This is a genomic window from Bacillus capparidis (assembly GCF_017832095.1).
Lineage (GTDB): Bacteria > Bacillota > Bacilli > Bacillales > Bacillaceae > Bacillus > Bacillus gobiensis.
The window spans coordinates 173,264-193,762 of sequence record NZ_JAFDST010000007.1 but is presented as its reverse complement, the minus strand read 5'-3'; the positions used below and the strand labels follow the sequence as shown (position 1 = coordinate 193,762).

The 20,499-nt window shown below is 39.3% G+C and carries 18 protein-coding genes and 1 pseudogene; 12 read left to right on the top strand and 7 right to left on the bottom strand.

Going from position 1 to position 20,499, the window contains the following annotated elements:
- Positions 1–38: 38 nt before the first annotated feature.
- The 3 genes from JOC74_RS21430 to JOC74_RS21420 all read left to right on the top strand — a co-directional run bounded on the left by JOC74_RS21430 (position 39) and on the right by JOC74_RS21420 (position 989).
- Positions 39–233, top strand: coding sequence for a helix-turn-helix transcriptional regulator (locus tag JOC74_RS21430; protein WP_053601985.1), 195 nt, complete (start codon positions 39–41; stop codon positions 231–233).
- A 1-nt stretch (position 234) separates the two neighbouring features.
- On the top strand, positions 235–693 hold the full coding sequence (locus JOC74_RS21425; protein WP_053601986.1) for a hypothetical protein: 459 nt from the start codon (positions 235–237) through the stop codon (positions 691–693).
- Between the two features lie 125 nt (positions 694–818).
- Positions 819–989, top strand: a complete 171-nt coding sequence (locus tag JOC74_RS21420) for a hypothetical protein (protein ID WP_158320279.1) — start codon at positions 819–821, stop codon at positions 987–989.
- Positions 990–1,051: 62 nt separating this feature from the next.
- Here the strand turns inward: JOC74_RS21420 and JOC74_RS21415 are convergent, their stop codons facing one another.
- Positions 1,052–1,612, bottom strand: coding sequence for a YgaN family protein (locus tag JOC74_RS21415; protein WP_148564294.1), 561 nt, complete (start codon positions 1,610–1,612; stop codon positions 1,052–1,054).
- A 423-nt stretch (positions 1,613–2,035) separates the two neighbouring features.
- On the opposite strand from JOC74_RS21415, the pseudogene JOC74_RS21410 reads away from it, so the two are divergent.
- Both JOC74_RS21410 and JOC74_RS21405 read left to right on the top strand, forming a co-directional pair.
- Positions 2,036–2,841, top strand: a pseudogene (locus JOC74_RS21410) (alpha/beta fold hydrolase).
- Between the two features lie 44 nt (positions 2,842–2,885).
- Positions 2,886–3,806, top strand: coding sequence for an NAD(P)-dependent alcohol dehydrogenase (locus tag JOC74_RS21405; RefSeq protein WP_053601988.1), 921 nt, complete (start codon positions 2,886–2,888; stop codon positions 3,804–3,806).
- Between the two features lie 86 nt (positions 3,807–3,892).
- On the opposite strand, the gene JOC74_RS21400 is transcribed toward JOC74_RS21405, so the two are convergent.
- Complete coding sequence (locus JOC74_RS21400; protein WP_053601989.1) at positions 3,893–4,690, bottom strand: helix-turn-helix transcriptional regulator; 798 nt, start codon at positions 4,688–4,690, stop codon at positions 3,893–3,895.
- 373 nt (positions 4,691–5,063) lie between these two features.
- On the opposite strand from JOC74_RS21400, the gene JOC74_RS21395 reads away from it, so the two are divergent.
- Positions 5,064–7,247, top strand: coding sequence for a choice-of-anchor I family protein (locus JOC74_RS21395; RefSeq protein ID WP_053601990.1), 2,184 nt, complete (start codon positions 5,064–5,066; stop codon positions 7,245–7,247).
- Between the two features lie 104 nt (positions 7,248–7,351).
- A complete protein-coding gene (locus JOC74_RS21390; RefSeq protein WP_245213151.1) occupies positions 7,352–7,834 on the top strand; it encodes a VOC family protein in 483 nt (160 codons plus the stop codon).
- 4 nt (positions 7,835–7,838) lie between these two features.
- Here the strand turns inward: JOC74_RS21390 and JOC74_RS21385 are convergent, their stop codons facing one another.
- Positions 7,839–8,225 carry a hypothetical protein gene (locus tag JOC74_RS21385; protein WP_053601991.1) on the bottom strand — a complete coding sequence of 129 codons (387 nt, stop codon included), beginning with the start codon at positions 8,223–8,225 and terminating at the stop codon, positions 7,839–7,841.
- A gap of 20 nt (positions 8,226–8,245) precedes the next feature.
- Positions 8,246–9,037, bottom strand: a complete 792-nt coding sequence (blaOXA, locus tag JOC74_RS21380) for a class D beta-lactamase (protein WP_053601992.1) — start codon at positions 9,035–9,037, stop codon at positions 8,246–8,248.
- Positions 9,038–9,150: 113 nt separating this feature from the next.
- Here blaOXA and JOC74_RS21375 point away from each other — a divergent pair, with 113 nt between their 5' ends.
- Entirely contained in the window at positions 9,151–10,515 is a 1,365-nt protein-coding gene (locus JOC74_RS21375) for an aminotransferase-like domain-containing protein (RefSeq protein WP_053601993.1), read from the top strand.
- 75 nt (positions 10,516–10,590) lie between these two features.
- Positions 10,591–11,397: a DUF817 domain-containing protein gene (locus JOC74_RS21370; protein ID WP_053601994.1), complete on the top strand. Its 807-nt coding sequence runs from the start codon at positions 10,591–10,593 to the stop codon at positions 11,395–11,397.
- 23 nt (positions 11,398–11,420) lie between these two features.
- On the opposite strand, the gene JOC74_RS21365 is transcribed toward JOC74_RS21370, so the two are convergent.
- Positions 11,421–12,875, bottom strand: a complete 1,455-nt coding sequence (locus JOC74_RS21365) for a CapA family protein (RefSeq protein ID WP_053601995.1) — start codon at positions 12,873–12,875, stop codon at positions 11,421–11,423.
- A gap of 228 nt (positions 12,876–13,103) precedes the next feature.
- Between JOC74_RS21365 and JOC74_RS21360 the strand changes: the two genes are divergently transcribed.
- On the top strand, positions 13,104–15,149 hold the full coding sequence (locus tag JOC74_RS21360; protein WP_053601996.1) for a catalase: 2,046 nt from the start codon (positions 13,104–13,106) through the stop codon (positions 15,147–15,149).
- A 286-nt stretch (positions 15,150–15,435) separates the two neighbouring features.
- Positions 15,436–16,614, top strand: coding sequence for a trans-sulfuration enzyme family protein (locus JOC74_RS21355; protein ID WP_053601997.1), 1,179 nt, complete (start codon positions 15,436–15,438; stop codon positions 16,612–16,614).
- A gap of 221 nt (positions 16,615–16,835) precedes the next feature.
- Here JOC74_RS21355 and mmuM read toward each other — a convergent pair whose 3' ends face one another.
- Together mmuM and JOC74_RS21345 are read right to left on the bottom strand one after the other, a co-directional pair.
- Positions 16,836–17,828, bottom strand: coding sequence for a homocysteine S-methyltransferase (mmuM, locus tag JOC74_RS21350; RefSeq protein WP_053601998.1), 993 nt, complete (start codon positions 17,826–17,828; stop codon positions 16,836–16,838).
- A 42-nt stretch (positions 17,829–17,870) separates the two neighbouring features.
- Positions 17,871–18,512, bottom strand: a complete 642-nt coding sequence (locus JOC74_RS21345) for a GntR family transcriptional regulator (protein ID WP_053601999.1) — start codon at positions 18,510–18,512, stop codon at positions 17,871–17,873.
- Positions 18,513–18,872: 360 nt separating this feature from the next.
- Between JOC74_RS21345 and JOC74_RS21340 the strand changes: the two genes are divergently transcribed.
- Positions 18,873–20,297: an amino acid permease gene (locus tag JOC74_RS21340; protein ID WP_053602000.1), complete on the top strand. Its 1,425-nt coding sequence runs from the start codon at positions 18,873–18,875 to the stop codon at positions 20,295–20,297.
- Positions 20,298–20,499 lie beyond the last annotated feature (202 nt).

Genomic DNA, 20,499 nt, shown 5'->3' with positions numbered 1-20,499 from the left:
ACTTTTAGTAGTATATAAATTCCATAGTAGGTGAGTGTGTGAAAAATAGAGTAAAACTCGCACGCGTTGAAAAATCATTGACGCAGGAACAATTAGCTCGTCGGGTGAAGGCGACTCGACAGACTATCGGTTTAATTGAAAAAGGGCAGTACAATCCAAGTCTTCAGCTCTGCGTAGCGATAGCAAAGGAATTAGACAAAACGCTGGATGATTTATTTTGGGAGGTTGATTAAGATGAAAAAATCATGGATCTCAATTTTGCTGCCAAATGACGAATATAAGAAACAGAAAATGGTATATTTTTTCGCTGAATCTTCACTCGTCCTTTTAGTTGTTCTTATCATTTTATTTGGTTTAGTTCAAATGTTTCCTAGTTGGGATCTTGGAACGGATCACGTTATAGGAATATGCATCATCACTTTTCTCCTTTATGTGGGAGGAAGATATACATTTTCCGGGATTGAATTTACGGAAATAGCTACTGAAAAAGCATTTCAGAGGGAGAAAAAGCTGATTATCTTTAAATCAATTAGTTTTGTCGTGATTTTTTTAGTGCTTTATTTGTTGTTTTATAGAATACCTGGCACAAGAGAAATTTTATTTGTTCTTCTAAGTGGTTTTTTCATGTTTTTATCAAGCTATATTTCTCTTAAGCGATCCTATAATAAAAATAAAGAAATATTAGAGGACTAATAGATGTAGAGCATTGCCTGATTATTTTATAAAAATGTAAGACTTTTTTAAGACTTTGTTTTTATAGAAGTAAGATTTACTCTTTATGACGAAGCATATCAAAGGAATAAAGGAGAGAAGAAAAAATGAAAACTTTGAAAGCTTTACTCATGATGATGTCATTAACAGGTGTGATGTTTTTAGGGGCTTGCGGGAGTAGCGGAACGGGCGACTCTAACTCAGACGATATGAGTAAGGAAAACGAAATGGGAAACTGCGGCGACATGAATAAAGAAAGCGATATGGATAACAATTAAAAAGAAGTATTACTTTTGCACAATTCAACCAGCTTCTATCTAAGAAGCTGGTTGAATGATGTTTACTTATCCAATTTGGCATAATAAAGGACGGCATCGTCGTATTTTAGCAGACTATCTTTCGATTTGTTTGTAATTGAGCTCTCGATTGATAGATTATCTCCTTTATCACGTATGCTAAATCCTATTAGCATCGGCTCTCCGTACTCCACGTTTTGAGGCATCTGTGCCATTCCGCTAATCCCATGCTCACTAAAACCATTTGAGATAAGAACTGGTCCTGCGGAGGAAACTCCATTTTCCTCTAAGATTCCAAATTTCAGATAGGATTTTTTTTCAATATCGAAGTTCAGGTAAGCAAGTTTTAATTCTTTAGGTGCCGGATATTTTTCATCGAATGAAATAGTCATGGCATCAATTGTATCCACAAGTTTTCCTTCATGATGATGCTCAGCATAAACCGTAATCGACTTCAAATCGTTTGGAACATGATTGATTGTGGCCATTATTGAACCCGTACCCATCAACGTTAAGAGGTTTTTTTCTGTTGCAGTAAGCTTTGATTGATCGATATTCATTTGCTTCGATTGGTTTGAAGCATTCTCACTGCACCCTGCTACCATACAAATAAGAATCAATAATAATAGAAAACGTCTGAAAATAAGAATAACCTACCACCTCTGGAAATGAATAGATTGATTATATCATTTTACAGGTGTTAGTTAAATATCAAAGTAGTATTCAACCATCTCTCCTCCATAGATGAAGCATTGCCACTTAAGTAGCTGCGAACCATCTAAGGGGAGATACACATAAATCTTGTAATATAGCAGGGATCATCAAATATTTTTCGTCACATCACACTTTCAGGAATTGTTCGTATGAAAATTAATTTTTGAGAATTATAGCCCCCTGGACACATAGGTAGAGTCTCCGTCTGATTCCCCGAAGTTTCAGCTTACTGAAACGAGTTATTACGACTCCTATAGCATCAGTACTCATGATTGAAATCTCCATGCATAAAATGCCATAAAGGGGTGTTTCACATGGGGTACTATGTAAGAACGGATCAAGGGACAAAGCTGTTTGTTGAAGATATCGGAAAAGGAAGGCCCGTTCTCTTTATCCATGGCTGGCCCCTGAATCATAAAATGTTTGAATATCAGTTTGATGTTCTGCCGACCTACGGAGTTCGGTGTATTGGCATTGATTTAAGAGGATTTGGAAGGTCTGACCGACCGTTTTGCGGTTATTCCTATTACCGGTTGGCTGATGATATAAAAAATGTAGTTGATGCTTTAAGGTTAACGTCGTTTACACTTGTAGGGTTTTCAATGGGTGGAGCAATAGCGATTCGTTACACTAGCAGGCATGGGAAGGGACGTATTCGTCAACTGATTTTAGCAGGTGCTGCAGCGCCGGTTTTTACACGGAGACCTGATTCCCCATATGGTATGCCTGTGGAAGAGGTCAATAAATTAATCAAACAAGCCTATGAGGATCGGCCAAAAATGCTAGCTGAATTCGGTAAATTATTTTTTGCAAACCCGATAAGCGACAGCTTTCAAACATGGTTTTCGGATTAAACTTAGATGCAGCAGGCCATTCGACGATCCATACTGCCGTTTCATTGCGAGATGAAGATTTACGACCAGATTTAAAACATATCCATGCCCCGACTTATATCTTGCATGGAAAAAAGGATCGGATTTGTCCATTTGAGCTCGCATTGCAAATGAAGGCTTCCATTCCATATTCAGCTTTAGTCCCATTCGAAATGAGCGGACATGGTTTGTTTTATGAAGAGCGGGAGAAATTTAATCGTGAATTGTTGAAGGTGATTTGGAGTTAGGAAAAGTTGATCACTATAGTTTAAAGAAATTAAGGAGGATAGTTATGAAAGCAATTGTTTGCACAAAATACGGTTCACCCGATGTTCTGAAACTCAAAGAGGTAGAAAAACCTGCTCCAAAGGACAATGAAATACTGGTAAGAGTTCATGCAACAACAGTAGCTTCAGGGGACATAAGAGTCAGGAGGTTCAATTGTCCTCTTTTGTTATGGGTCCCCATGCGAATATTTTTGGGTCTGAGAAAACCGAGAAAACCAATACTTGGCGTGGAGCTAGCTGGGGAGATAGAGGAAATTGGGAAGAGTGTGAAACAATTTAAAGTAGGTGACCAAATTTTTGCCATGACGGGAATGAATTTTGGGGCTTATGCCGAATACACGTGTTTGTCTGAAAACAGGGCTGTGGCATTAAAACCTGTTAATGTGACCTATGAGGAAGCAGCTGCTGTTTCTTTTGGGGGAACCTCAGCACTGCATTTTCTTAGAAAAGGAAATATCCGGGACGGACAAAAAGTTCTTATTTATGGGGCTTCCGGTGCAGTAGGGACTTCCGCGGTACAGCTTGCTAAATGCTTTGGGACAGAAGTTACCGGGGTATGCAGTGCTGCAAATTTTGAATTGGTGAAATCGCTTGGAGCCGATAAGGTAATAGATTATACGAAAGAGGATTTTTCAAAAAGAGAAGAACGTTATGATCTCATCTTTGATGCAGTAGGGAAAATCTCAAAATCAAATTGCAAGAAAGCACTGACTCCGAATGGGACATATGTATCAGTTGAAGGGCAGGGGATAGCAAAGGAACGAACTGAAGATTTAATTTTCCTCAAAGAGCTTATAGAGTCAGGAAAGATAAAACCGGTCATTGATAAACGCTATCCGCTGGAACAAATACCCGAGGCTCATAGATATGTAGAAAAAGGACACAAAAAGGGAAATGTAGTTATTACTTTGGATGATCAAGACTAAACTTAACAAAGCTTTGGACTCGACAGCGCCAGTCTTGGTCATTATGTTTCCAAACTAGTCTAACTTGCGACATTTCATTTGATTTTTTATTGATTGCTAATTTGGCGAACTCGTTTAAGGTAATTATTCATCAACAGTGGAAGAGAAATCAGGATTGGCGGATCGTCCAAGCGGGGAGCACGAAGCATAACCTTTTGATGTAAAAGTGAAGTATCGTGATCAACGATGATCGGCTCCTTTGATCGGGTACGTAAGGTTGAATATGGAAGTAGAATATCCGTAGGCTGCATCCCCCAGGGTATCGATGTCGCCATAAGGTAATAAGTGCCCGGTTTAACGTTCGGAAAGCAAAAATTACCCAAAGAAGGAAGCAGCGTTCCGTATAATGGGGGGCCTTCAGGAATTGGTTTAGGGAATAAGCCGATTAGGATGACGCCCTCAAAAGGAATTTCTGCTTGGACAGTCCCTTCTACTACTCTGACATGCTGAGTTGCAGCAGGATATGACATTTGCCAATCGCTGAGCCTCTTTAAGGATTGAAAGTGGTTGTCAGCTTGCTGTGTCGAGTTGCGAAACTGAGACGGCGTCACACCTACCCGTTCCGTAAATCGAGTGGTAAATGTCCCCAGACTTTGTTGACCGATGTCCAACCCGATATCTCGCACACTTAAATCAGTCCGCAATAACATTTCTTTTGCCTTTTGCAGACGAAGGGAAGAAACATAGTATAATGGCGGGAGTCCAATTCTTTCTTTAAAAATGCGCGTGAGATGGTACGGACTATAAGCTACATGACCAGCCAACCGAGAAAGAGAAATGGGTTCAAAAATATTTTGATGAATATATGAGATTACCTCGTCTATTTCTGAATATCGGTCAGTCATAATTTCTACTCCTTTCGATTTCTGCCTTCCAGCAAGTATCCAGCAGCAACCCAATTGCTTACCTATTAAAAGGTCCAAAGGCTCCTTTATATAGTCATGCTATAAATTAATTGTAAATCCCATGTGATAGCGTTTTCAAATATTGCGCGTTATCTTTCTTTATTTTAAGCTACTTGAAATTTTGGTGAATCTAAAAGTATTGCAGTCTTTTTAATAACTAAATGGATAGGGATAAATATTTCTCCTTCATTCACGGAAAATTTACAAATTAATTACAAAATTATTGTATTTTCTGACAAGATTTTCATCTAGTCTTTTTATAGGCCTTTTTGAATGGATCGAAGATAGGCCGAATTATTTCAGGAGGCGAAAGATGAAAAACTCGAGAAACAAGATTTTACATAGTATTGGTGCTCTATCTTTAGCAGGTACTTTTTTATTTTCAACGAATCTATCTGCAAATGCGGCAGGTCCTTCGTTTTCGAATACGATGGAAGTTGAAAAAATCGCTGGTTACAAAACGGGCCTCACCGATGAAGAGGGTGGGGTAGCCGAAATTGTTAAGTATAATTCTGCTAATAAGAAATTTTATGTGATCAATGGCAAAAACCAAACCATTGATATCGTGAGCCTGTCCGGTCTTACTTCTCAAAAAGATCAGCAATTGCAAAAAGAGAAATCGATTAATATCGCGGCTGCGGTAAATACAGATAGCTTTACATATGGTGACTTAACAAGTATTGACGTGAATCAAAAGGAAAAAATTATTGTAGCAGCTGTACAAGATAAAGATTATACGAAAAATGGCAAGATTGCCGTCATGGATTATGATGGGAAAATTATAAAGACCTTTAATACTGGCGTTCAGCCGGATATGGTGAAAATCTCTTCAGACGGAAAGTATATTTTAACGGCAGATGAAGCAGAACCGAGAGAAGGGCTTGAAAATGGCGTTGATCCTCAAGGCTCTGTCACAATAGTAAACTATGAAACAGGCAAAAGTAACGTCGTTAAATTTGACAATCCAAGTGTGATCGATGATGACGTACATATCCGCAACAAGGAAGCTGTCAATGATTTCGAGCCTGAATACATAGCTTTGTCTACTGATGGGAAAAAGGCATATGTTACGTTGCAAGAAAATAATGCAATTGCAACAATTGATGTTGCTAACGGCAAAGTGGATTCTGTAAAGTCGTTAGGCTATAAAGATCACTCGCTGCCGGGAAATGAGCTAGATGCGGCGAGAAATGGCAAAATTGAGATTGAAAATCTTCCTCTTCTCGGTGCATACATGCCGGATTCTGTTCAATATATTTCGATCGGCGGTGTTAATTATCTTGTAACAGGGAACGAAGGCGATGCAACTGAATGGGAAGAGTTTGAAAATATCGCAGACTTTGAAGATATAAAAGAAAGCATCATCCTTCAAAGTGATTTGTTTAAAGGAATGACTGAATCAGAAGCACAGGCTGCACTTGATAAAATGAAAAAATCCTCTGATTACGATAAGCTGGAAGTATTGACAGACCGGGGGAACAATGCAGTTTATACATTGGGCGGGCGTTCATTCTCTATTTGGAACGCTGATACGATGGAGCTTGTGTATGACAGCGGAAGCGATTTTGAGAAAATTACTGCGGAACGGTATCCGGAAGTGTTTAACTGGTCAAATGATGATGATGAAATGGACAAGCGAAGTGCGAAAAAAGGTCCGGAACCTGAAGATTTAAAGGTCGGCATGATTGGTGATGAGCTGTTCGCTTTTGTCGGATTGGAAAGAATCAGCGGTGTCATGGCCTATAACATTTCAAATCCTGCGAACGGAAAATTTGCAAACTATCTAAATACGAGAGATTTTTCAGATAAGATAGCAGGGGATGTTGCACCGGAAGGACTTGATTTTGTTTCTGCCGAAGCCAGCCCGACAGGACGTCCGCTCGTATTGGCAGGAAATGAAGTAAGCGGAACGGTTGCTGTTAATGAAGTACAAGTGGATCCTGTTAAGCCGATTGAAAGTATAACACTTAACCAAACATCGGCAAAGCTTGAAATCGGCAAGACTTTACAGCTGACTGCAAGCATTCAGCCTGAAGATACTACGGAGAGCAAGGAGCTTACTTGGATGAGCTCAGATGATAAGGTAGCAACCGTTACGAATAAAGGAATGGTTTCAGCGGTAGGAGAAGGGACTGCAACAATCACAGCTCTTACAGCCGATGGAAAACATAGCGCCGCAGCAGAAATTACGGTAACGAAAGCTCCGGCACCAATTGATGACAACAAAGATGACAACAAGGATGAAGAGAATAAAAAACCAGATCCGGTTAACGAAGAAGAAACAAATACTAAAAATCCGGACACGAATACAAACACAGATAATAATGAGACACCGAACAATGAGAGCAATGATCAAACGGAAAATACTGAAACCAGCAACAATGAATTACCTGATACAGCGACCAATCACTACCAATTTCTATTGTGGGGACTGGTAATCATAGCAGCAGGCGGAGTTCTGTTCATAGGTTATAAACGAAAAAAGATAAATGAATAACGCAGAAAAAAGCAGATTCAGCTGGATCTGCTTTTTTCTCACGTTCATTTTGCCAATCATCAGGGTATAACATAATATATCTAAATCTAGAAAGAGAGGAATACATGATGGTTGCTATCACCCATATTGGATTGACAGTACCAGACCTGGATAAAGGAATCCAGTGGTACGAGAACGTGTTAGGATTTGAACTGATAGCCGGACCTTACACGATGAAAGCGGAAGAAGCAGAGCCTGACAGCATGGGGCAGGATTTGTTTGGACCGAATGTGAAGAAAAAAAGAAACGCCCATATGAGCGCATCCAATCAGGTAGGTATTGAACTCTTTGAATTTGATGTACCGAAAACTGAAGGAGCCGATAAGAATCCAGTCTGGAGCCCGGGCTATTTTCACATTTGTGTCGTTTATAAGGACGAAGATGCGTTAGCGAGAAAAATAGTTGATAATGGCGGAGAACGAATCAGCAAGACTTGGAATACCTACCCTGGAAAACCGTATTATCTAGTGTATTGCAAAGACCCTTTCGGTAATATGATCGAAGTATATTCACATAGTACTGAACAGATGTATGCGAATAGAGATTAGAACTTCATGCTGATTTATTTTCCTTCCAAGTTTGAAATGCCAGGTAACATGATGCGAAAGAAAAAACGAGCATTGCCATCTCCATTGTCCAAGCTCCCGTTGCTTCATTGACTTGCAACGAGAGAGCAAATATCAATAAAGCACTAGTGCCAAAAATAAACGGCGTACTTCTTTTTCGTTTCAAAACAGAAATAAATATTGTCAACAATCCGAGAAATCCCAAAGGAATACATGCTGCCAGTTCTTGACTAGGGAAGTCATTATGCCCCGAATTCAAGGCATTCCCGAGTCCATATCCTAATAAAGCAAGAAATACGAGAAATCCTGTACTTAATAGTAAAGTAATTCCCATTGCAATTCCTATAAAACGAACCAATCCGCTATAACGCATAAGGGTTTCCTTTCACTTTCTTATATGATTTTCAGCTTCTTTAAACATTCAAGAGTAATATTTTTTGCTGTTGTTCCACTTCCGTCGACGTTTGTAGCAAATACCCATGTTCCTTTTTTCGTCTCTACAAATCCGATATACCAGCCAAGTCCCAAGTCTGACAATCTAGTACCTGTTTTCCCGTGGATGGTGTAAGTATCTTGCTCATTGTCTATCATCATTCTTTTGACTGTTTTAAGGTTTTGCTCCATGAATGGGAGATCCTCTTTGACCAGCTTTTCTACAAATTCTACCTGTTCCTGGGCAGAGATTTTCAAGCTGCTGTTCAGCCAGAATGTATCAATTCCCCCGGAAATATCATTGTTTCCATAGCTGATTTTAAGCAGGTTTTGCTGCATTCTTTCCATTCCTATATCTCGGGCCATATCCTGATAAAACCATATAGCTGAGTACCTCATTGCTGAAGCTAACGAGTGGTCTGTATTCCAAGTCTCAAACTCTCTGACCACGCCGTCCCATCTTTTCACTTCATATTCATCTTTTACTGCCTTTTCTTCAAGCCCTATCAACGCATTCGGAACTTTAAAGGTAGACTCTGGCGTAAACCGAATCTTGCTTCTCTCATCATTATAGATATACATTTTATCAGATTTCAGATTTTTTATGACCATTGTCCCTTCTTTTCCATTGAACAATTCATCAACTTTAAGCTCCTTCGCCCTAGGAGCTTCAGCACTTGCCAATAGGCTGCCTGTCGATCCTGTAATCATTAGTACGATTAGAAAAAGAACCAGCACCTTTGTTTTTTTCATCACGCATCCTCCTTGTCATCTATTAGACTGCAATTTCAAGTATACTTATACACGTAATAATCTAAATGATTGTTTTCTTGTTCTGTACCCATACAGATGAGGAGGATGAATATATGAAATATGCCATGATTGTGAAGGAGATTGAAAAACGAATAGCGGATGGCTATTTGAAGCCGGGAAGTAAGCTGCCATCCATTAGGGCTTTATCGGAAGAATTTTCCTTCAGTAAAAATACAGTCATCAAAGCATATCAGAAAATGGAAAAATCACATTTGATATATTCTGTACCTAAGAGCGGTTTTTACGTGGTGGAGGACTTTCTTTTTCGAAGAGAGGGAAGTAAAGAGAAGATTACGATTGATTTTTTGTCTGCCGGCCCTGATAAACAGGCAATGCCTTATCTAGACTTTCAGCACTGCATCAACCAGGCAATTGAAACGTATAAAGAAGATATGTTTACATATTCAGAGCTTCAAGGCTTGTATTCGCTCCGCGAACAGCTGGCCGATCAATTGCAAGATCTCCAGGTATTTACCGTACCCGAAAGAATAGCAGTTGTTACCGGCTCTCAGCAGGCGCTTCATCTCTTTGTTTCTCTGCCTTTTCCAAACGGAAAGAAGAATATTTGCGTCGAACAGCCTACTCATGCCAGTTTTATCGAATCTCTCAGACTCCAGAACGCTGTTGCTGTCGGAATCGAGCGAACGAGCTCCGGAATCGATTTGGATCGATTAGAGGAAATATTTAAACATCAAGACATCAAGTTTTTCTATACAGTTTCACGATTTCATAATCCTACCGGAAACAGCTATACCAATACAGAAAAGAAAAGAATCGTAGAATTAGCTCGAACCTATGATGTGTATATCATTGAAGATGACTATATGGGAGATCTTGATCCCGACCTGAAGCAGGATCCAATGTTTGCCTACGACACTTCAGGGAGAATTATTTATACAAAAAGCTTTTCGAAAATTATGCTGCCAGGCTTGAGGCTCGGATTAACTGTTATTCCTGAGACGATGAAAAAGGATTTTTTGCGTGCCAAATTTGCCGCGGATATACATACGCCGGTACTTACACAGGGTGCTCTTGAAATCTATTTGAAGAACGGAATGTTTGCAGCCCATGTAAAAAAGTTAAGGAATAAGTATCGGAAAAAAGGAATAATTTTGCAAAAAGCATACAACGAGTATTTGCCGCCTTCCGCTACTTATTCAGGATCATTATCCGGCTTTTACTCAACAATCGAATTATCCAATAATCTAAAAGCTTATCAGCTGATCGATCAATTAAAACAGGTGAATGTGCTTGTGGACAATGCTGCAAAAATGTACTTACCGGAATTCAAAAAAGATAATGTTGTGAGACTTAGTGTTTCTCAAGTTCGGGATGAATGGATCAGTGCGGGGGTACAAAAAATTGCCGAGGGAATTATGGAGCTGATTAAGAAAAAGCAAATTATGAAAGTATTTTGATATTCTTGAAACCATACACAATAATACATCGTCGTAATTAAGTGTATAAACATATCAATCTTAAGGAGTATTCGTTTGAGACACTTCATCAACCTATTGCATTTTGGCTTTCAGCAGGCTCGATCTTGCCTGTTTCCGCTAGTTATTTTTCTGGCGCTGGCTGTTACCAAATTCGTCGAAATTCCATTTATCCCCCGCTATGATTTGATTTTATTCATTTGCTTAATGACACAGATCCTTATGATCGTCTTTAAGTATGAAACGATCGATGAGCTGAAAGTGATTTGTGTGTTTCACCTCATCGGACTGGCATTGGAGCTTTATAAAGTACATATGGGATCTTGGGTCTATCCGGAAGAAGGATGGACAAAATTTTTTGGCGTGCCGTTGTACAGCGGCTTTATGTACGCAAGTGTGGCGAGCTATATTTGCCAGGCATGGAGAAGGTTTGATTTGCGAATCAGGAATTGGCCGCCGTCTTGGCTCGTTGTGATTCTTAGTGCGGCCGTTTATTTTAACTTTTTTACCCACCATTTTATCCCTGATTTGCGCTGGGTGTTAAAAGTACTGGTCATCCTTTTATTCTTACGGACATTCGTTTATTTCACGGTTAATAATACGACCTATCCGATGCCGCTGTCTTTGTCATTTGTGCTTATCGGCTTTTTTATCTGGATTGCCGAAAACATTGCCACGTTTTTTGGTGCATGGGCTTATCCGAACCAAGAACAAACATGGAGTCTTGTCCATATTGGGAAAATCAGCTCGTGGCTTTTGCTGGTAATCGTGAGCATTATGATTGTGGCGCTGTTAAAACGGTTGAAAGGGAAACGTGAAGAAGTGAAGAGTAACACGTACAAAAGCTGGCTCAAAAACGTATAACGCGATCCTGAGCCAGTCTCTTTTTATAGGAAAGGATCAAAATAATCATAAGACGTGACGCCGTTTTCAACTGGTGTGCTGATTCGAACAAGTTCATTTACGATTTTCTCTGCTTCTTTGCCAAAGACAGGAAGCGGCTGATAATTATTTTCTGTTGTGCTGCCATCTGAATTTTCTAAAGTAGGTACGATCGTCATTCTCTTCATGACCACTTCACTGTTTTCTTTTGCAAAATGCAATCGGAACATGGAGGTCATCCGTGAAAGTAAGGTAGGATCAGCACCAAATGCAAAGTCACCCATACTATATACGATGTATTTGTCATTATAAAGCTCTACGCTTTCCAGCCGATGAGGGTGGGATCCCATGATAATATCTGCTCCTGCGTCTATAATGGCCCGACCGAATTGTTTCTGGTAATCAACCGGTGTTTCACGATATTCAACACCCCAATGCATATTTACGATCACCAAATTATCTGGTCGTTTATATTGCTTTACTTCGCGCTCGATTCGCGCCAAATAGTCTGCGGAAAATTGGCTCATTCGGCAATCATAGCCTAGAAAAATCGTTTCGATACCGCCTATCGTCTGAACAAGCGGCATTCCATCGTTAAAAACGTCTGTATCATTTGCTTTAAAAGCCGCGAGTGTATCTTTGTACCCGACTTCGAAATAATCCATCGTGTGATTATTTGCGAGATTTGCTGCCTCGACACCGCTTGCCGGCAAAAAAGCAACGTGTTCCGGGTCGCTCTTAATCCGCCACATCTTATTTTCAGCCTTAGTTGCCGATGTAAAGGCGCTTTCCGTATTGATAATTGTGAAATCATCAGAGTTGAACCAAGGAAGACAATTTTTGAAGACATACAAATTATCGCCATTGTTTTTGGCGAAGACATTGTCAAATTTCAAATGCTCCGGCGTCTCCGGGTAAGTACCGAAGGAGGTGTCTCCTACCATGGTCAGTGTCATTTCACCTTCTTGCTTTCGTCCCTGTTCGTATGAAGCCGCTGCAGCGTAAAACCATTGATATTGGGTCGGCTCGCTTAGCTGGATGTCCGGAACTTCCTTTTTTAATTGAGTTATAGCGGAAACATAGTCGGGATAGACATGACCTAACGCCTTTTCATCCGAATTCCCGTGTGCATAAGATTGAAGGGCTTCCAAACATGCTGTCAGTTTTTTTATGTAATTGCTTTTCGGATCATCTTGAAGGGAGTATTGATCCGTACTCTTCAACAAATCCTCCAGCTGCTTCTGAGCTTTTGCAGCTCCGCCGGTTTCTGCAAGGTTATCTAATATCTCCGCCGAACGTATCGATAGTTTTTCGACATCTTTATCTGTTGCCTGCTTGGTTTGAACTACTCGATCCTTTGGCGCTGAAGCCTGCTGATTTTGAAATTGTCTTACCGTTAAAACTCCAGTAACTCCCAATGCAAAAATAAAAATAATGAATAGGGATTGATAGTGCCTCATCCAAAATTTTTCTGTTTTGTCAGGATTAAGAGTGTGTTTAAGAGAATAGTACTATGATCATATCAATATGTCTATCAGGATTTAACAAATGTAGAGATTGGTAGAAACCTCAGTGGGCAGGTTCCTATGAAAGCCTGTTTTTATTTTTCGCTTATTATGATGTTTGCCAGAGGGCTCAGTCGGGTACAGGATGACAAATATGCTTTTACATAAGGAGGAACCTACCGAATGAGCAATGACCGCAAAGTGAACGAAAACAGTAAAAACGAGCAGTTGGAAACGTTCCGTGTTGATGATGAAGGCAAAAAGCTGACAACGAATCAAGGAGTAAAGGTATCGGAGGATGAGTTTTCCTTAAAAGCAGGTGAACGAGGACCAACGTTGATGGAGGATTTTCATTTCCGTGAAAAAATGACGCATTTTGATCATGAGCGGATTCCCGAGCGGATTGTACATGCCCGTGGTTTTGCAGCCCATGGAGAGTTTCAAGTTTATGAATCAATGAAGGAATTTACGAAGGCAAAATTTCTGCAGGATCCTTCTGTGAAAACACCGGTTTTCGTCCGTTTTTCAACTGTGGCCGGCTCACGGGGATCGGCTGAAACAGTCCGTGACGCGCGCGGTTTTGCGACGAAGTTTTATACAGAAGAAGGGAACTATGATCTAGTAGGCAACAACATCCCTGTCTTTTTTATTCAAGATGCTGTTAAATTTCCTGATCTAATTCATGCAGTCAAACCAGAACCTCATAATGAGATTCCGCAGGCTGCATCTGCACATGATACATTTTGGGATTTTGTCGCCAACAATCAGGAATCGGCCCATATGGTGATGTGGACAATGTCGGATCGGGCAATTCCAAGAAGCTTCCGAATGATGGAGGGCTTTGGGGTGCATACCTTCCGATTAGTCAATGACGAAGGAAAAGCCCACTTTGTGAAATTTCATTGGAAGCCAGTGCTTGGTTCACATTCTCTCGTATGGGATGAAGCGCAAAAAATCTCCGGAAAGGATCCTGACTTTCATCGCCGGGATTTGTCGGAGGCGATTGACAATGGAGATTATCCGGAATACGAGCTTGGAGTGCAGATTATTAAGGAAGAAGATGAATTTAACTTTGACTTTGATATTCTCGATCCAACGAAGCTTTGGCCGGAAGAAGACGTACCTGTTAAGATCATTGGAAAAATGACGCTGAATCGCAACGTTGACAATGTGTTTGCGGAAACGGAGCAAGTCGCATTTCATCCAGGAAGTGTGGTGCCGGGCATAGATTTTTCAAATGACCCGTTATTGCAAGGCCGCCTGTTTTCTTATACAGATACGCAATTAATCCGCCTTGGCGGCCCGAATTTCCATGAGCTGCCGATTAACAGACCCGTTTGTCCGTTCCACAACAATCAGCGTGACGGTTATGGAAGACAAACGATTAACAAAGGTCAAGTGAGCTATCACCGGAATTCACTTGCGGCCAATACACCATCGCCTGCAAGTGAAGAAGAAGGCGGCTATGTGCATTACCAGGAAAAAGTAGAAGGTCGTAAAGTGCGGGCCAGAAGTAAAAGCTTTGAAGATCATTTTTCTCAAGCGGCGATGTTTTGGAACAGCATGAGTGATGCAGAAAAGCAGCATATCATTGATGCATTCAGCTTTGAGCTTGGGAAAGTGAAAAGCAAATCTGTTCAGCAGCAGGTAGTAGACATGTTTGCAAATGTGAGCCTGGAATTAGCGACAGGCTTTGCGGAAGCGATCGGGGCGAACCCGCCTTCAAGCGAAGGTTCGCAGGTGACAAAATCCTCGCCTGCACTCAGCATGGAAAACACAAAGAAAAAACCGGCAACACGGAAGGTCAGTGTGATCATCGCCAATGATTTTAACGGACCTGAAGTCTCATCCATCCTTGACTCGTTAAAAGCCGAGGGCATCCAACCGGAAATCATTAGCGAAAAGCTGGGAATAGTAAAAGGCTCAGATAACTCGGAGCTGGAAGCGGCGCATACGTTCCTAACAGCTGATTCCGTCTTATTTGACGCCATCTATGCAGCTGGAGGGATAGCGAAAAATAAAGCATTTTATCAGGATGCATCCTCCTTTATTAATGAAGCCTTTCTACACTTTAAGCCGATCGGTGTTACTCATGAAGGAAAAACATGGATAAAAAAAGAGGTTGAGAACAGTAAAGGAGTAGTCGTTGGAGAAAATAGCAGCGGATTTGCGGAAGAATTCATCGAGGCGATTACAGCCCATCGATTTTGGGATCGACAAATCGTTTAAAAGAGAGGGAAATCCTCTCTTTTTTCATTTGATTTTGGCTTAGAGTAGACATTGACAGCGAATGCTTTTTCAAAGAAAAAATATAATAGATTTATAAGTTTTTATAGAGGAAATTGAAGATTAATAATAAGAGTGGTAAATTAATAAAATATAAATTATACAATATACAATATACAATATACAATGTTATATTCTTTTGCTGTTGCAAGGAAATGTATTTTGTATATGTAAAGCAATAAAATTAAGAATTTTTTTCAAAATTAGATGACACTTAGGAGGAGATAAAATGAATCAAAACTTTAAGACAATGGTTACAAGATTAGGCAGCCATAATCCAACATCATTATCAGTGCCAGAAAACATTCCGATCACTATGAGTTCGGTATTTGCTTTTGACGATGTTGAAAGTTTAAATAAAGTTTACAACGGTGATGCGGAAGGCTTTATTTATTCAAGAATGACAAATCCTGTTCATGAAGCACTAAAAGAAGTCATGTTTTCAATAGACGAAGGGGAAGACGCTCTCGTTTTCTCTTCAGGGATGGCAGCAATTACTTCAACTTTAATCACTCACCTGCATTCAGGTGACCATGTATTGGCATCTCATGTGTTATACGGTGAAACTTATGAATTTTTAAAATATCAATTAAAAAAATTCAATATTGATGTCACCTTTGTTGATTTTTCTAATGACAATTGGGAGCAGTATTTCACACCAAAAACGAAACTGGTCTATACAGAAACGATTTCAAACCCGATGATGGCTGTGGATAATTTGACGGAAATAGCGAATATCGCTCATGATTATCACGCGAAATTAGTAGTTGATAATACGTTTGCCACACCTATAGTTTGTCAACCATTAAATCTTGGAGCAGACATTGTTGTCTATAGTGCTACAAAGTATTTATGCGGACACGGCGATGTAACTGGCGGCATTGTCGTATCGAACAAAGAGACGATTAGTGCCATTGATAAGGTAGGGACGCTTTATGGCGGCTGTATAAGTCCGTTTGATGCTTGGATTCTTATTCGAAGCTTAAAAACGTTGGAGCTGCGAATGAGAGAACATTCTAACAATGCTTTGAAATTAGCTGATTTCTTTGAGGGCCATCCAAAAATCAATAAGGTCTATTATCCGGGGCTGCAATCGTCTCCTTCATTCAATCCGGCTAGTTCTTTTTTTAACAATGAGCTATATGGCGGCATGTTATCAGTAGACCTAAAAGGAAACGACGAAAGCTATCGAACTTTTATTGACAACTTAGAAGGAATAAAATTCGTGCCTAGTTTGGCAGATGTGAAAACGTCTGTTTGTTCACCAGCTATCACTTCTCATCGGAATTTAAGCGATAACGAGCTCAAACAAGCAGGAATTTCGAAAGGTTTAATTCGGATATCTACAGGTCTTGAAAATATAGATGATCTCATTTCTGAATTCGATAAGGTTTTAAATCTTATTTAATCAGAAACTTTTCAAGTAAAAAAGCCAAACATTAAAGATACCCTCGTGGCAATTACGGAAGACAAATAGTTTATAGAAAAAACTTAAAGGGGGAAGTGCTCTAGTTAAAAACCGGCATGGGTCAGATTTAATTGAACTCATGCCGGTTTTTTAGTGTATTTGTAGGTAAAGAATTAAAAGAGAACTGGACCTAATAATTTTATTTTCGTGTCCAATCCTCTTTAAAGAAACTTCAACTTGTTGTTCGAACCATCTCCCATATTTTTATCACGGGCCCATTCTTTAATATGACGAATATCTTTCGGGGTTGTTCTGCAACAGCCGCCTATTAAACTTGCTCCATTTTTATACCAGTCCTTTGAAATAACGCCGAAATTTTCATACTGTTGTTCCTTAGACCACGATTTTGTTTGAGGGTCATATTGTTCACCTGAATTCGGATAAATAATGATTGGTTTCGTCGTCACATTTTTCAGGTTTGATATCACCTTTGGAATACGCGAGACTGAAGTACAATTAACGCCGATTGCACAAATATTAGAATGTTGATTAAAATAAGACGCAGCCTCATCCAGTGCAGTTCCATCGCAAAGTTGCTGATCATTTGCAATACTGAACGAAATCCATGCTGAGGTGTCCGGAAAAGCTGTTTCAAGTAACTGGGCAAGAGCCATGCTTTCGTGAAAATGGGGAATGGTTTCAAAAGCAAATATATCAATCCCAGCCTCTTTTAATAACTTCATTCGAGATAAATGAAATTGCTGAAACTCTTCTATGGATAAATCATATTTTCCTGTATACTCCGAGCCGTCTGCAAGAAATGCTCCGTACGGGCCGATGCTGCCGGCAACTAATGGATAAGGTCTTGCTAGCTTCTCTTGTTTCGTCAGGCTTGTCCAGAATTCATCACGTGCCTCTTTCGCCAGCAATACAGCTTTTGTCATAAGGTGCCTCGCGTCTTCATCGGTCCATCCATGTTTTTTAAACCCTTCGATGTTGGCCTGATAAGTGTTTGTCGTTGCGATATCTGCTCCGGCTTTAAAATAGTCAAGGTGGACTTCCTTAATTAAATCGGGTGTATCGATAATGGCTTTGGCAGACCATAAATCATCTTTAATATCCAGACCTTTTTTCTCAATTTCTGTTGCCATTGCTCCATCTAATAATACGACTTGAAATTGTTTAATCATTTGTTGAATTCGATTATCGTCCATCAAACCTCCACCTTCTTCAGAATTACAATCACTAATTTGAAGCTAAATCATGTCTTTATGTTTAATTTCCCAATGCTTCTTAATCAGATGCTCTAATTGATTTCCATCTTGCTTTTTAAAATGCATGATGATTTCTCTATGATCCTCATTCATTTGCTTTGACACGGAAAAAAGTTTGCCTTCATCATCGCTTGAATAAACTTGTCTGACAAAACTATTTTGCAAACTCGCCAAAATATCTGTAAGGGTTGAATTGTTGCATTTTTTAAGATAAACATTATGGAACTCTTTTTGATATTTTTGATAGTCCGAATAGTTTTTTTCTGAAATAGCAATGTCTATTTTATTTGTGTACTCTTCCATTTCTTTGATATCGTTCTCCGTAATTTGCTCCAAAGATAAGGTAGCTGCTAAAGCATCCAGTACGCTGACGACTTTAAATACATCGAGCTTCTTTTTTGTATCAAGTTCTTTTACAATAAATCCTCTTCTGGGAAGATACTCGAGATAATTCTCTGAAGCTAATTGGATCAAAGCCTCTCTCACAGGGGTTCGGCTGACTTCTAATTTTTTGCTTAATTCAACCTCATTAATTTTATGGTTAGGAAGTAAAGTGCCATTTTGGATTTCAGTGGCGATGTAGTCATAAACATGGTCTTTTAATGATTGATATACCTTTTTAATCGTTCTTCCTCCTCAAAATGGATTTAATATTAAATACATTATATAATATATCTGTTGTGAAAACAGGAAGTCTTCTATTATAGAAACTACCTTCTAATTTATCTTTGCTGTATAGAACGTTTGCTGTTATATTTTCTGACCTATTTGTTGTGTATTCATTATATTAGTGTTAATTTCTTAAATAATACAATATACAATATACAGTATTACAGGGTGAAAAGCTTTGAAGCCATTTGACTAGCTCTAGTATTATTTTTTGATTTGTGACAGAAGTGAAATTTTATTTTACTGAATTTTTGTTATACTCATAGCTTGTACTGTTTTTTTAATACCATATGAAATATTAGAGGGAGTAATCAGATGCTGGAGACAAAAAACACAACTGATGGTCAATTAAAACGAACAATGAAAAGCAGGCATTTATTTATGATTTCACTTGGAGGTGTCATAGGAACAGGGCTTTTTCTTAGTTCAGGGTACACGATCAATCAAGCAGGTCCGGTAGGTACGCTGCTCGCTTACCTCGTTGGATCTGTTATCGTGTATCTGGTGATGCTCTGTTTAGGTGAATTAACCGTAAAAATGCCTATGACCGGCTCTTTTCATACATATGCCACTAAATATATCGGCCCTGGAACTGGTTTTACTATGGCATTGCTTTATTGGTTAACATGGACAGTGGCACTTGGTTCTGAATTTACTGCCGCTGGTTTAATTATGCAAAGCTGGTTTCCGACAACAACAGTATGGGCATGGAGCGCCTTTTTTATTGTTTTCCTTTTTTGCTTAAATGCTTTTTCTGTCCGCTTTTTTGCAGAAACAGAATTTTGGTTTTCCAGTATTAAAGTGATAGCGATTATTTTGTTCATATTAATTGGTGGGTTGGCGGTATTTGGTATTATCCCGGTGGATGGGTACACAGAAGCTCCTTTGTTCACTAATTTTGTAAAAGATGGGCTTTTCCCGAATGGATTTGGTGCTGTTTTCCTGACGATGCTGGCTGTTAACTTTGCTTTTTCGGGTACGGAATTAATTAGTGTAGCTTCTGGAGAAACAGCTGAACCGGAAAAAGTAATCCCGAAAACGATCCATACAACGGTTTTACGGTTGATTGTATTTTTTATAGGAAGCATATTTGTTATTTCAGCCTTAATTCCTTGGAAGGAAGCAGGGGTCGATCAAAGCCCATTTGTCACCGTATTTAATAACATAGGGATTCCATATGCCGGTACCATAATGAATTTTGTTGTTTTAACTGCCATTCTATCATGCGCAAATTCCGGGTTATATGCTGCCACTCGTATGCTTTGGTCGTTATCAAATGAAAAAATGATCTCGAAAGCCTTTGGAAAAGTAAATAAAAATGGGATTCCGATGAAGGCGCTAATTGTCACCACTTTTGGCGGAGTGTTATCTTTGATCTCTAGTGTTATACCTGCTCAAACCGTTTATATCGTATTAGTTTCTATTTCTGGATTAGCAGTGGTAATTGTATGGATGGGTATCGCTGCTTCACAATTTATGTTCCGTCGTACTTATTTGAAGGAGGGCAATAATATAAAGGATTTGAAATTCAAAACGCCTTTGTATCCAATTGTACCTATTGCAGCGTTTGTATTATGCTTCTTGTCATGCGTGTTAGTTGTTTTTGATCCATCACAACGAATGGCATTATTTTATACTATACCATTTGTTGCCTTATGTTATATTTTTTACTATATGAGACAAGCCATTCTAAAGAGGAAACTAAGCTTGAAAGAGGGAGTTTCAAGTATTCGATCATAAATCTCTTATCGAAAAAAGGAAGGAGAAAAATAAATTTACAGAATGTGTACAGAGAGGAACCTCCTCTCTGTATTTTTTTATACATGATTGGTGATATGATTCTATGCAACCAAACCAGCTACTGCGATTTAAAAAGGTGCTATTAAGGAATTTAGAAGTAATTAGTTCTCGAAATTCAATGTATTTCCGGGGAAATTGTCAT